Raw genomic sequence first — 13,982 nt, 5'->3', positions numbered from 1 at the left:
TGTCCGAACCGGACTCTCGAACCGAATCCGCTGACTTCTCGTCACCGCATATCTTTCAGCCAGCGGACTCGGCTTGATTTCGTTGCTCACGCCCGCGCGGTGTCTTTATCAACTCGAAACGCGACAGCTGATGATATCATTTTGGAACAAATCAAAAGTTATGTTAATTCAGAGTCAGAATGCCGGAGTCGAAACAGGGGAATATGAGTTCCGAAGTCAAAAGTGAAGAGAACCTCCGCGAGGAAACCGGGACCTTCCTACAGAAGAACTTCCCACAAATCGAAATGCACGGGGGATCGGCAGCGATCCAGAACCTTGACCGGGAAAGCGGCGAGGTGTCCACCCAACTCGGGGGGTGCGTACAGCGGGTGCGGTATCTCTCCGATGACGATCCAGGCCATCAGAACCGGGTGGTGAATGAAATTGCCGAAATAGAGACCGTCCACGCTAATACCGGCGGTGGTAGTGGGAGTGGCCACGGCGGCAAGAGCCCGTCATTCCCTGGAGAAACAACCGACAGCGGAGAAAGCGACGGAGACGACGAACCCCCGACCGCGCCCTTCTAGAAGTTCCTTTCAGCAGTCCAGAATCCGGTATTCTTCTTCAGGGAATTCTGCACCTCGAGCAGGACGTTGGTCATTGTCGTTGTAATCGGTCGAATAGGCGCTCAAAAAGCGTTTGTTGTGCGTTTCGCAGATGATAGGAGAAGGTCGATTGGGTCAGTGAGAGCGCGTCGGCAATCTCGGTTGCCGTACTTCGTCGCGGTGATTGGAAGTACCCACCGTACATCGCAGCTCTCAGGACCTGTTGTTGCCGGTCCGTAAGTTCGGTTTCGAAGATGTCTCCCAGCATCCGACCGACTGCGTGTGCATTCGACTTCGCAGCGGGAGTGTATTCACGTTTTGAGACCAACGTCGTTTCCGGGAACGACTCCTGGACACGCGTCACGAGGGAACCAATATCGGTACCGAGTGGCACTTCGCAGACGACCTCGGCCCGGCCATCAGTTACCGTGTCCGTCGTGACGACTGCACCCTCTGTGACGAGTGTCTGTGCCAGGGATTGTCGGCGCAGTCCGATTTCGACGTCTCCACCTGGCGGGTCCTCGGTGTGACGGATCTGTCGCAACTGGGCGGCCCAGTCCGCGTTCTCCGCGATATCACTGAAAGTATCCAACGAAGCATCCCGAACGGACGCATAGTGAACAAACATTTCATCCGAGGCCGGAATCGTGTCCCTGATCTCGATCTTACAACCCAGCTGTTCGGAAGCGGAGACGAAAAACGACGCCGGGTCAGTGCTCTCGAAGGTGAGTTCGGCCATTGTGTCGGCATGGAGAATGCGCTCCGTCTCGAGTGAGTGAAGAACTTGCCCGATCCTCTTCCCGAGCGTTGTCAGGAGTGTCTGCTCGCGGCTCCCGAATGCCTCTCCACGGTCTGTATACAGGACGAGTAGATCGTAGACGCGACCCCTATGCTGAAGGGGAACGATAGCTCCGCCCTGGAACCCATGGTCCAGTGTGTATGCTCGCCACCGGTCAAACCGTGAGTCGGTTCGGTTCCTCGTAACGACCTGTACATCGCCTGTTTCAACAGCGACCTCTGCCGGAGCGACCTCTGTCTGCGATTGTATCGGGAGGGGCACCGACTCGTTGGCAGCGACAGCCCCCGTCCCCTCCTGGAGATCCGACTCGGTTGGTGCCGTGCCCGGGGTGCGCTCACTGATCCGTGCGTACTGGTATTCCCGCGTGTCCGTCAGCAACTCACAGATGGCCTGTTTGGTCTCCTCGTCTGCGGTTGCACTGTTGAGAATCTCGTTGACTGGCTGGAACGTCTCGATGAGCTGTTCGAGACGTTTTGGAACGGTGATATCTTCCAGTGCAACGATGATCTGCTCGATGGACCCGTCCTCAGTTTTGATTGGGGCGACGTTGCTCGACAGCCACCGTTCGGAGCCGTCCGGGAGCGTGATTCCGTGGGTGACCCCCTTGATAGTCTCGCCGGTTTCGGAGACACGCGTGATCGGATGGTCTTCTCGTGGGATCGGATCGCCCGCCTCGTCCCAGATATCCCAGTCGGGGTGGTCGTACCCCTTTCTGTCCATCTTGCGTCTGGACAGGCCAAGTAACTCTTCGGCACGGGAGTTTGCGCGGGTAATATCTCCATCGGCGTTCAAGAGGACGATTCCAACGGGAGTCGTTTCCAGAACGTGATCCAGTTCTCGTTCGGCTACCTTTTTGTTGGTGATCTCTGAGAAGACGATAATGACGCCATCGTTGCTCGGGTGGATTCTGGCTTCGACCCACTGCTCTTTTTCGGCGTTGTGTCGTTCGAAGGATGTCGGCGACTGCGTTTCGAGAGCCGTTTGGATTTTCTCTTCGGCAATAGTACCAGCTGCTTCAGGAAAAATGTCCCAGACGCACTCACCGCGCAGCTCCTTGCTGTCTTGACCGAGAAGCTGTTCTGCCTGTTGGTTTACGTACGTGTAGTTGTGGTTGTTATCGAGTACGGCAACGCCATCGGACACGCGCTTCAAACTGTCTATCTCCCATCGTTCGATTCCTTCCTTGACGAGTGAAACGAGCGCCTCGACGAGTTCTCGTTCTGTTGGGAGCCACTCTCGCTCTCCGGTGTCGGGTAGCCGGTCCGTGCAAACGACCGTCATAGAGACTGCTATCCCGGTGCGCGTGCGGGCCTCGGCGGTCAGCGGGTTACCAGTCCGCTGGAAGTCGTCGGTTTCGAACAGGTCATCTCCGACTCGTATTCTGACCTCGATTGTTTCAGGATGCTGGAACCACTGTGGAAGTTCGGTGACGAGCGTGCGGACACTCTCGTCAACAGAGTTGGACAAACCGACAAAGAGGTCACTCGCCCGTTTGAGCGCCTCCAGTACTTTTGTCCGCGCTCGCAGTTCTCGCACGGCATCCGACTCTCCGAGCCCGTGGAACTCGTCTGCTGTGTCGTCACTGTCGGATGTGCATCTTTCAGTCTCGAAAATATCAGACCAACGTACTGAATCGGTGTCGGTAGACGCGGGAGGACTCGTCTGGCCCGCCCCTTCGTCTTCGTCCTGCCGCTCCCCGCTCTCCATACGTTACGGTTGTTCACGCGAAGATGTATATATATGTATATGTAAATTTTTTAATTATTGATAGTATCGGCAGCAGGCTACACAAGCACGCGTTCGTCGACAGTGTACGTCAAAATATTTTCATTCGGCCGGCTTCAGTTCGGGTCCTTGATCGGTGCGGTTCAAACAACGGGTGTCGCGTCGTCGGAGGAGGGGCCGTAAGTCCGATGCAGATATCTGAGGACGTGATCGACGAATCCCGGGTCGTACGTCAAAACGCCGTAGAACGCGTTCTCGTCGCGTTCGCGGGCGAGCAAAGCACTCTTCTGGGTGTTATTGCCACCGCCGTCGAAGACGACGAACCACGTCTCTTCGATTTCGTCTGTCGAGACCGGATGAACCTGACCGGAACCGAGATCCGGTGGCGTAACGTCGGGGATGCCGTAGGCGTGCACAGAGACACCTCGGCGAGTGAGGTCTGCGTAAACCGATCCCTGTTCTGCCATGAGCGAGCACTGCTGGAACCCCGAGTGAATCGAACCCCGGCCGACTCGACGAGCACGATCCTCTATTTCGCGGGACGCGTAGAGCAACTGTTCCGTATCGCTTGACGTGAACGTGGTTTCCTTGAGATGCCGGAGGACACTCTCGTATTCTCTGTCGGCAATGCCGAGGTCGCCGGTCCCTGTTGAAACGTCTTCGAGTAACCCCCTGAGAGTCGACACATCGACGACAGCGAGGACTTCGGTCGCGTTGCTGAGGACTGCGACCTCTTCGGTTTCACTCGATACCGTTCTATCGACGGTAATTCGCACGTTCTGTGTCTCGAAAAACGCCTCGAGTTCCTCGTGTATTCCGTCGGTCGGATCGACGTTGAGCAGACGGAGTTCCTTCTCACGGTGTCTAATGGACTCGATACTGTCCCGCAGGTCGAACAACGCAGCCGAATCTGCATCCATCTACGTACTCGGGAGACACACTTTGATCACACCACTGCTCAGGAGCCGGATATTGAAGTCCTGGTATGTGAACTCGACCAGCCGTTCGCTGTGATGTAGTCCAGACGGACGATTCCCCACGATTTGGTCGAGAGCATCCGGGTCTACGACGTGGTATAGTGGCCGGAGATCGGTCAACGACTGACCAGTTATTTCTGTAATTACCGATACAACGATCGTACTCGGTAATGCGTCGCTGTTGTCGAACCTCGCAACGTATGCTCTTTCTTCAGCGTCGAACGTTAGCGATCTAATAGATGGGTGGTCACTCTCCGTACCCCCCTCTTCGAAACTATTCCGGCCATACTGCGGCAGGTCAGACATAGACCTACGTAGATCGATAGTGAATATAAGTCGCGCATCTTGATAACGGGACGCGCCCGGGAGCGTGCCTCGAAAGGATCCCTCAGATCGGATCTCTTAGGAACGTTTCGAGCAGCGAAGCGGTCGAGCGAGACAATTATCGGTTCTCAGCCGTGATACTCATGCTGTTATCTAGAGCCCCCAACTATTGGGTTGGTCGTGAGAGGATATCGCATGCTAGAGAAGGTGAAAATCGACCGGTTCGACTTGCGACCGAAACTCATTCTGGCATTCGTGCTCGTAGCGTTGCTAGTCGGTGTGACTGGATTAGTCGGATACCAGGCCGTGGGGGCCGTCGATGCCGAGGCCCATGTCATCTCTGAGGACGCCGACAAGATCGATGCGTCGATGGAGATGTTGGTCGCCGTCGAGGAACAACAGGTGGCAGTCCAGGCAGCCATGCTCGGCGAGGACGGTGCTAGAGCCGACTTCGAGGAGGCCAATTCCCACTTCGAAGAGTGGGCACAGACAATGGATGAAAGCGACCTGAGCGAGGAAGAACAACAGGCCTTCGCCGATTTGCAGTCCAGACACCAGGAGTACACGGCCGTCGCCCAGGAGGTGTTCGACGCGGCCGAGGCCGGTGAGACAGAGCGTGCCAGACAGCAAATGGCAGAACTGGACCCGATACTGACAGACATGCGCGAGGACGCACATACACTCGAAGAGTTTGCTGTCGAGGACAAAGACACAGCAGTCGCGTCGGCAGACAGCACCACAGCCACGGTCCAGTGGTTGCTTCTCGGACTGAGTGTCGGGTCGTTCGTCCTCGCGATCGCCATTGGGCTGTTTGTCGCTGGACGGATCATCCCGCCGATCACGAGGTTGGAAGAGACTGCACAGGCTGTCAGTGCTGGCGATCTCGACAACGATCTCGACAGCCACGTCGAAGACGACGAACTCGGCCGGATGATCGAGGCGTTCAGTGAGATGCAGGCGAACCTTCGAGGTGTTTTCTCGCAGATCGGAACCGCTAGCCGTGGCTTGCGACAGGGCAATCTGGGCTGGGAGTTCGAGGCCGACTATCCGGGGCAGTATGGGGAGGCTGTCGCCGATCTCGAAGCGGGTGCCGACGAACTTGCGGGGAGTTTCGAAGAGATCCAGGGTGTGAGCGATGACCTCCAGCAGGGCGTCATCGATCAGAGTATCGATACCGACCGACCCGGACAGTACGGCGACGTGTTGGAAGACCTTGCGACTGGGACCACCCAGTTGTCGGAGAGCTTCACACAGATCTCGAACGCGAGCCAGGGGCTCAAAGACGGACGGCTCGATCAAGATATCGACACGGACTACCCGGGAGCGTTTGGAACCGCACTGGGTGACCTTGAGGACGGAATCGGACAACTGAACAGAAGCGTCGAACGTGTTCAGGCCATCGCAGACGACGTCGCGACTTCGAGTGAGGAAGTAGCGGGTAGTTCGGAGGAGATCGAACAGGCCAGCGAGCAGGTAGCGGAGTCCGTCGAAGAGATCTCACGCGGTGCGGACACGCAAAGCGAGAACCTCCAAGAGGTGGCGGGCGAAATGAACGATATGTCGGCGACCGTTGAGGAAATCGCTTCCTCGGCCGAAGAAGTGACTTCGACTGCCAGTACGGCCGTCGAGCGTGGCGAGACGGGGCGGCAGTATGCCTCGGAGGCGACCGAGGAGATCCAGTCCATCGAAACCCGGGCCGACGAGGCAGCCACGCAGGTCGAAACGCTCGACGAGAAGATGGATCAGATCGGCGAAGTGGTCGAGATGATCACTGAGATAGCCGAACAGACGAACATGCTCGCGTTGAACGCCTCGATCGAGGCCGCTCGGGCCGGCGAGGCGGGCGAAGGGTTCGGGGTCGTGGCAAACGAAATTAAATCCCTGGCAGAGGAGGCTGCCGAGGCGACTGCCGACATCGAACAGCGCATCGAAGAAGTCCAGGCGACGACGGAGGATACCGTCGAGGGGATGCAGCAGATGAGCGATCAAGTCCAACGCGGGTCTGACACGATCGAGGACGCCATCGAGATGTTCGACGAGATCGCCAACGCCGTGCAAGAGGCCGAAAGCGGCATTCGGGAAATCAGCGACGCCACCGACGACCAGGCGGCCTCGTCGGAGGAAGTGGTTTCCATGGTCGACGAGGTCTCCAGCGTCAGTCAGCAGACTGCAGCCGAGGCGAGCAACGTCTCTGCCGCGACAGAAGAACAGACCGCTTCCCTGTCCGAAGCCTCCGAGAATATCCAGCAACTGTCCGGTCTCGCCGAAGACCTGCACGACCAGGTGTCGGATTTCGAGACCGGATCGGGCGCCGGTCGAGCAACTGAGGCGAGAGCGGGATCGCCGGCCGCGGCTGACGGCGGGCACCACGCGTCGGACACTGCGAGCCGGACGCCGGATCACGACGCGGAGCTGTGAACCCATGGGATCACACCAGGTCCTTGAGTTCACGCTCGGGCAGGAACAGTACTGCATCGACATCGAATACGTCACCGAGGTCGTGAGCCGCTCGAAAAAAGACGTGACTTCGATCCCGGATTCGCCCCCTCACGTCGAAGGGGCGATCGATCTCCGTGGCGAGACGACGAGAGTCATCGATCCGAGTGCCAGACTCTTGCAAGACGGACACGAAGGCAATGGGATCAGCCAGGACAGGATGATCGTCTTCGATACCAAGATGACGACAGGCGGGCGTTCCGGCTGGGCGGTAACGGACGTGCGCCGGATCCTGACTATCGATCCTGACTCTGTCGAAGCAGTCGATGAGGAGATGGTCAACGGCCTCGTCGCCCGGGAGAATGGACACATCGTCTGGATCGATCCGGAAACTATCTCGGCTGAAACATGAGTAAGGCAAGGGCCCTGACTGAGACGGAGGAAATGATGGAGGTTCTTCATGTCGATGACGAACCCGATTTCGCCGACCTCACCGCGACGTTTCTCGAGCGAGAGGACCACCAGTTCACTGTCGAGACAGCGACGACCGGCGACGACGGGTTAGAGCGGATAGATGATCGTCGGCCCGATTGTATCGTCTCAGATTACAACATGCCCGGCATGAACGGGCTCGAGTTCTTGCAGGCTGTCCGAGAGCGGTATCCCGACCTCCCGTTCATCCTGTTTACCGGCAAGGGAAGCGAGTCCATCGCCAGCGATGCCATCTCTGCCGGCGTCACCGACTATCTCCAGAAGGGTTCCGGAACCGAGCGGTACGAACTCTTGGCCAACCGAATCCGCAATGCCGTCCGAGCACGACGCGAGGCACAGCGGGTCGACAGACAGCGACAACTGACCCGGCTGACGGAGTTTGCCGGCGACACCGGTGGATGGGAACTGGACAGAGAGAGCGGGACTGTCCTGCTAACGGCTGGCACCCGGCGAATTATCGGTCGCCCTGATCAGGCCGAAATTTCTCTGGAGGAGGCGATAGCACTGTTCCATCCGGACGACCACGAAGATATTCAGCAAACACTCACTAGGGCCTTCGAGACAGGCGAAGAACTGCACAACATGTGGCGACTTCAGCTAGGGGACGGCGACGAGCGTCTGATCGAGATGACGATAACTCCGGTCGTAGAATCCGGTGGGAAGGTAACAAAACTCCGTGGAGCTGGTCACGATATCACCGACCGCAAGGAGCGTCGGCAGGAACTCGAAAAGCACGAGACGATCATCGAGGCGTTGACCGACGCCGTGTACGTGCTCGACGAGGAGGGGCGATTCACATATGTCAGCGACGAACTCGTCGAGTTGGTCGGCTACGACCGGGAAACCATTCTCGGAAGCACGCCGTCACTCATCAAGGACGAGGATGCCGTCGAACGGGCGGAACACCACTTGGGTCGGTTGCTGTCGAGTGACGGCCTGGAGACGGTAAAATTCGAAGTGACGATCCAGCCATGTGACGGCGACCCGATCGTCTGTGAGGATCACATGGGTGTCCTTCCCTACGAAGGTGACGAGTTCGACGGGTCAGTCGGGACACTCCGAGATATCACAGAGCGCAAAGAGCGTGCACGGGAACTCGAGCTGAAGTCCCAGACGATGGACGAAGCGCCCGTCGGGATCACCATTACCGATCCCGACCGCGAGGACAACCCGCTGATCTACGTAAACGAGGGGTTCGAAGCACTGACAGGGTACTCCGAGGCGGAAATCCTCGGTCGCAACTGTCGGTTTCTCCAGGGTGAGGCGACTCGAGAGGAACCAGTCGCTGAAATACGGAAGGCGGTTGAGAAGGAGGAGCCGGTGTCCGTGGAGTTGCGGAACTACCGGAAGGACGGCAGGCAGTTCTGGAACCGCGTTAGCATCGCGCCGGTGAGAGACGACGCCGGAACCGTTGAGAATTACGTCGGGTTCCAGGAGAACGTCTCCGAGCGCAAAGAGCGTGCACGGAAACTCGAACGGCAAAACGCCCGTCTCAAAGATTTCGTAGGTATCGTCAGCCACGACCTCCGAAATCCACTCACGACTGCCCAGGGCCGTCTCGAACTGGCACAGGCCGATTGTGACTCCGCTCACCTCGATGCGGCGGGTGACGCCGTCGACCGGTGTCAGGCACTTGTGGAGGATCTGTTGGCGCTGGCCCGGAGTGGGAACTCAGTCGGAATAACGGAACCGGTCACCCTGTCGGAACTGGCCGAGGTGTGTTGGCAGACGACGCCGATCGCGGACGCAACGCTCTCTGTCGAAACGGACACGACGATATCGGCTGATCGGAGCCGACTGCGACAGTTACTCGAGAACCTCTTCAGGAACGCCGTCGACCACGGCGGCTGCGAGGTGACGGTAACGGTCGGGGCGGTGGCCGACGGGTTCTACGTCGCGGACGATGGATCAGGAATCCCCGATGGAGAGCGTGACGAGATTTTCGAAGCAGGTTATTCGATCGCTGACGATGGCACAGGATTCGGCCTCGCAATCGTCACGGAGATCGTAGAGGCACACGGCTGGGAAATCCGCGTGACCGACAGCGAGACGGGCGGCGCACGCTTCGAGATCACTGGCGTCGAAACGACGGGCTGAGCACGGCCATCGCTCAGCTGCTCCGTTCCACCGGATCCCGTTATCTAGACCGCCGACTTATTCCTTTCGAGGCTAATGTAATTATACGAGATATGAGATCTGACGACTCTCTCGACGCGCCTTCAGAGGAGATCGAAATGGTAGCGTCGGGTATCCCCGAATTGGACGAACTACTCAACGGAGGGTTCGTTCGGGGTCGGACGTACCTCGTCCAGGGCGGTTCGGGAACGGGGAAGTCGCTGCTCGGTCAGCACTTCTTGCGAGCGGGGCTCGATGCCGACGAGACAATCGTCTACATCCACGGTGAAGAGTCCAGACACGACATTCTTGTCAACGCAGCACGGCTCGATGTCGACATTCGGGACGCCGAGTTTTTGGACATAGGGCCCGGAACGGATTTTTTCGCCGAGGACCAGTCGTACAACCTTGTCGAGGCGACAGAAGTCGAATCCGAACAGTTCACACAGGATATCAAACACGTAATCGAGGAGGTTGACCCGGCCCGAATTCTCATCGACCCGATCACACAACTCCAGTACGTGGAACGGGACGAATACCAGTACCGGAAGCGGTTGCAATCGCTCATCCGGTTCCTTCGGGACCGACAGGTCACGACAGTCGCGACGCGAACCCTCGACAGGGAGCGCACTCGCGAGACCAGACACGACGATTTCGAATCGCTGAGCGACGGCGTCATCAACCTGTATCTGGACGAGCACGAGCGCCGGATCGCCGTCCCGAAACACCGTGGTCTCGGCCAGATCGACGGGACCCACGGACTCGAAATCCGCGAGCACGGGATCGAAGTCTACCCACAGACCATCCCGAAACACGACAACCGGACGTTCGATCCGGAACTCATCACAACCGGACACGAAGCTCTCGATGGACTCCTCGGTGGCGGAATCGAACGCGGGACCGTCTCGTTTATCAGCGGTCCGACTGGTATCGGAAAATCGACCACCGGTGCCCAGATACTCTCGGGGATCGTCGAAGACGGCGGGACAGCACTCGGATACCTATTTGAGGAGTCTATCGACCAGTTCGTCCATCGCTCGGAAACGCTCGGACTCCCGATATCTGAGATGCGGGCGCAAGGATCATTGGAGCTGACAGAGACCGAACCGCTCGTGCGTTCCGCCGAGGAGTTCGATCAGCACGTTCTCAAGCAGGCCGACGAGTACGCTCCGGACGCGGTGTTTATCGACGGGCTCTCGGGCTACAAGATCTCCCTCCAGGGGAACGACGAGAGACTCGTTCGCCGGTTACACGCCCTCACAAGGGTTCTCAAGAACCGCGGTATCGCTGTCGTCGTCACGGACGAGGCGGACCGACTCACGGGAATCCCGGAAGCCACGAGCACGAATACCAGCTACATTGCGGACAACATCGTGTTTCTCTCCTACGTGGAGGTTGACGGCGAACTGGACCGAGCGATCGGTGTCGTAAAAAAACGACTCGGGGATTTCGACAGCCGGTTCCACCGGTTTGCTATCAAGTCCGGCGAGGGACTGTTTATCGAAGGACCGTTCGATACCGTTCGGGGGATCATGCAGGGTAGTTCAACGTATCGCGTTCCCGACGAGCACGACCAGACAACCGATCAATTATGACCGGCCAGTCGAGTCGCGAAATGGGTGAGAACCATACCATACAACTCCTGATACACGGCGATAACGACCGGGAAGCCCTCGAAGAATTTCTCGATGAGCGGTACGACGTCATCGCCGATGATACCCTCCAACCCGTCGATTGTTACCTCGTTGGTGAACAGATGGTGCCGACGTACCGCGACGCGTTGCGAGAGCATAAAAAAGGGGTCCATCCGACCTTCACGCCCGTACTGTTGATTCAACAGGAAGGGTCGAGGGGCACTGTCCCGCTGCCGTCCGAGCAGAACGGCGACGGGCCACCGCTCATTGACGAAGTGGTGTCAGCACCCGTCGACCGGACGACCCTGTATCGTCGGGTAGGGAATTTGTTGGCCCGGCGCGACCAGTCGGTAGAGTTGTCCGAACGCTACGAGGACGTGCAGAGTCGATTTCAGCGGCTGTTCGATTCGACGAACGACGCAATCTTGGTTGTTGCTCCCGCTGGCGACGAGATCACCGAGTGTAATCCGGCGGCGTGTGACCTCGTGGGATATTCGCGTGACGAATTACTCTCTGTCTCGCCGACGGAGACAATCCACGCCGACGATCGCGAGCGGTTTCAGTCGTTTCTCCAGCAGGTACAGGAGGCGGGGCAGGGATCGACCGACGATCTCACGTGTCAGACGAAGGAGGGAGAAAAGCGACAGTTGGAGGTGTCGGCTGCGACGCTCGAGGATTCCGACCAGTCACCGGTAATCCTCTCTGCACGCGACGTGACAGACCGGAAAGCGTACGCACGAGAGCTCGAACTGAAGTCCCAGGCGATGGACAAAGCCCCCGTCGGGATCACCATTACCGATCCCAACCGAGAGGACAACCCGATGGTCTACGTAAACGAAGGATTCGAAGCGCTGACGGGGTATTCTGAGTCGGAATCGCTCGGGCGCAACTGTCGGTTTCTCCAGGGTGAGGCGACTCGAGAGGAACCAGTCGCCGAAATGCGGAAGGCGGTTGACAAGGCCCAGCCGGTGTCCGTGGAACTCCGGAACTACCGAAAGGACGGCAGTCAGTTCTGGAACCGCGTCAGTATCGCGCCGGTGAGAGACGACGCCGGAACCGTTGAGAATTACGTCGGGTTCCAGGAGAACGTCTCCGAGCGCAAAGAGCTCGAGATGGACTTACAGCTGTTCAAAAAAGCTGTCGAGAACGCAGGACATGCGGTGTTCATCACTGACAGGGAAGGAACCATCGAGTACGTGAATCCGAAATTTGAATCCCGATCCGGCTATACTCGTGAGGAAGCTGTCGGTCGAACCCCCCGCATTATCAAGTCAGGCAAACAGGATGAGCAGTTCTACGATCGGATGTGGCAGACGATCCTTTCGGGCGAGCAATGGAGTACAAATCTCATCAATCAGCGCAAAAACGGGGAATTGTATCACGTCGAACAGACGATCTCGCCTATAGCGAACGACGAAGGAGAGATTACGCACTTCGTCGCGATCGAATCCGACGTGACGAATCGTCGGCGGCGCAAACAGCAACTCGACGTTCTCAACCGCATCTTGCGCCATAATCTCAAGAACGGAATGAACGTTATTCAGGGTCGCGCCGAACTACTCCGCGAATCGCTGGCCGATGACGAACTGCAGGAGCATGTGCGGGCGATCGAAAAGCGAGCGGATGCTCTGGAGACACTGGGAGACAAAGCCGGAACTGTGCGCTCACTGTTCGAAAACGAATTCTCAGCTGAGACCGCTACCAACGTGACGGAGTTAATTAGCGATGTCGTCACCGCCTTCTCTGAAGAGCATTCGACCGCTTCATTCGATCTCGATGATTCTGACCCACTCTACGTTCGAGCAGATAGCGGGTTGAAGCTGGCAGTGAAGGAACTGCTGGACAATGCTGTCGTCCACAACGACCAACCCGAACCCGAGGTGACAGTCACCACCAGACCATCCAGGGAAAAGCAGTCTGACCAGTGGATCGACATCGAAATCGTAGATAACGGACCGGGCATCCCAGACCAAGAGCTGGAAACGATCAAACAGGGCGAGGAAACGCCGCTCCAGCATGGCACCGGACTCGGGCTCTGGATCGTCTACTGGACTGTCTCGCTGTACGGTGGCGAAGTCACCTTTATCGACAACTCACGGCGTGGAACAGCCGTCGTATTGAGCCTTCCCCGATTGTCCGCTGATTCGTCCGTTCGTGGAACGCCCGTCGAACACCACTGACCAATGGAAGACACGAAGACATCGGAACACAGCTGATCGATATACGCAAAATTCGAGAGGACAGTCGTGTTCAGTACACTCGGGTTTGCTGGAATACCGTCACCTATCATTTCGCACGCGACTCCTCGTCGTCCGAGTCTTCATCATCGAATTCGAGTTCGCTCGCTGCCTCTACCTCGTAGGCTGCGTCGTCTTCGTCAACGAGTCCGAGGCGGAGTTCAACACCGTGCTCACGGAGGATATCCCGCATCGTCCAGCGGTCAACATCAGCAAGTCTTGCAGCATCACCGAGCGTGATTCGCTCTCGTTCGTAAAGGGCGACGGCAGCTGCAATGCGCCCGTTTTCGTGGTCCTCGAAGTACTCACGCACGAACTCGCGTAATGCATCGCTTTTGCCACCAAACACCCCAGCCTCGACAGCACCCTCGATGAGGAGATCGAGGTCGTCTGGGTAGGAGCCGGTGATTCGCGCCATCGTTCTATCCAAACTACGTCTTCATACTATTTATGAACTGTGCCAGACTACCATATGCATTGAGACGACCAGTCTCAACTACCACGTTTTCGGGATATAGAGCGTCTACAAACGAATAGCGGTCGAATCAGACGAAATTTGAGGTGTCCTCATGGAGATGCTATGCATTGGTTGCCGGTTAGAGAGGATTCACCGATCGATTAGAGGAGAACAGCTGATATCGTGCTCAGACCGCGAGTCC

9 protein-coding genes and 2 pseudogenes are annotated in these 13,982 nt (G+C 57.7%); 6 read left to right on the top strand and 5 right to left on the bottom strand.

Features of this window, described 5'->3' with window-relative positions; all coding sequences use genetic code 11:
* The first annotated feature begins 203 nt into the window (after positions 1–203).
* Positions 204–566: pseudogene (locus WDJ60_RS02860) on the top strand (NifU family protein).
* A 70-nt stretch (positions 567–636) separates the two neighbouring features.
* On the opposite strand, the gene WDJ60_RS02855 reads toward WDJ60_RS02860, so the two are convergent.
* The 3 genes from WDJ60_RS02855 to WDJ60_RS18805 all read right to left on the bottom strand — a co-directional run bounded on the left by WDJ60_RS02855 (position 637) and on the right by WDJ60_RS18805 (position 4,391).
* Positions 637–3,090 carry a PAS domain-containing protein gene (locus WDJ60_RS02855; protein ID WP_340098347.1) on the bottom strand — a complete coding sequence of 818 codons (2,454 nt, stop codon included), beginning with the start codon at positions 3,088–3,090 and terminating at the stop codon, positions 637–639.
* Between the two features lie 161 nt (positions 3,091–3,251).
* A complete protein-coding gene (locus WDJ60_RS02850) occupies positions 3,252–4,028 on the bottom strand; it encodes a DICT sensory domain-containing protein (RefSeq protein WP_340098346.1) in 777 nt (258 codons plus the stop codon).
* Complete coding sequence (locus WDJ60_RS18805) at positions 4,029–4,391, bottom strand: HalOD1 output domain-containing protein (protein WP_417750424.1); 363 nt, start codon at positions 4,389–4,391, stop codon at positions 4,029–4,031.
* Between the two features lie 213 nt (positions 4,392–4,604).
* Here WDJ60_RS18805 and WDJ60_RS02845 point away from each other — a divergent pair, with 213 nt between their 5' ends.
* The 5 genes from WDJ60_RS02845 to WDJ60_RS02825 all read left to right on the top strand — a co-directional run bounded on the left by WDJ60_RS02845 (position 4,605) and on the right by WDJ60_RS02825 (position 13,266).
* Positions 4,605–6,827, top strand: coding sequence for a HAMP domain-containing methyl-accepting chemotaxis protein (locus WDJ60_RS02845; RefSeq protein ID WP_340098345.1), 2,223 nt, complete (start codon positions 4,605–4,607; stop codon positions 6,825–6,827).
* 4 nt (positions 6,828–6,831) lie between these two features.
* Positions 6,832–7,257, top strand: a complete 426-nt coding sequence (locus WDJ60_RS02840) for a chemotaxis protein CheW (protein ID WP_340098344.1) — start codon at positions 6,832–6,834, stop codon at positions 7,255–7,257.
* A 35-nt stretch (positions 7,258–7,292) separates the two neighbouring features.
* On the top strand, positions 7,293–9,434 hold the full coding sequence (locus WDJ60_RS02835) for a PAS domain S-box protein (protein ID WP_340098343.1): 2,142 nt from the start codon (positions 7,293–7,295) through the stop codon (positions 9,432–9,434).
* 92 nt (positions 9,435–9,526) lie between these two features.
* Positions 9,527–11,047, top strand: coding sequence for an ATPase domain-containing protein (locus WDJ60_RS02830; protein WP_340098342.1), 1,521 nt, complete (start codon positions 9,527–9,529; stop codon positions 11,045–11,047).
* Positions 11,048–11,067: 20 nt separating this feature from the next.
* Positions 11,068–13,266: a PAS domain S-box protein gene (locus WDJ60_RS02825; RefSeq protein WP_340098341.1), complete on the top strand. Its 2,199-nt coding sequence runs from the start codon at positions 11,068–11,070 to the stop codon at positions 13,264–13,266.
* A gap of 26 nt (positions 13,267–13,292) precedes the next feature.
* Here the strand turns inward: WDJ60_RS02825 and WDJ60_RS18800 are convergent.
* Positions 13,293–13,376: pseudogene (locus WDJ60_RS18800) on the bottom strand (twitching motility protein PilT); the annotation flags it as partial.
* Complete coding sequence (locus WDJ60_RS02820) at positions 13,373–13,741, bottom strand: UPF0175 family protein (protein ID WP_340098340.1); 369 nt, start codon at positions 13,739–13,741, stop codon at positions 13,373–13,375. The gene WDJ60_RS02820 and the pseudogene WDJ60_RS18800, both read right to left, overlap by 4 nt.
* Between the last annotated feature and the right edge of the window lie 241 nt (positions 13,742–13,982).

Origin of the sequence: Salinibaculum salinum, assembly GCF_037645885.1 — an archaeon.
Lineage (GTDB): Archaea > Halobacteriota > Halobacteria > Halobacteriales > Haloarculaceae > Salinibaculum > Salinibaculum salinum.
The sequence above is the reverse complement of the archived record's forward strand: the minus strand, read 5'-3'. Positions and strand labels throughout refer to the sequence as shown.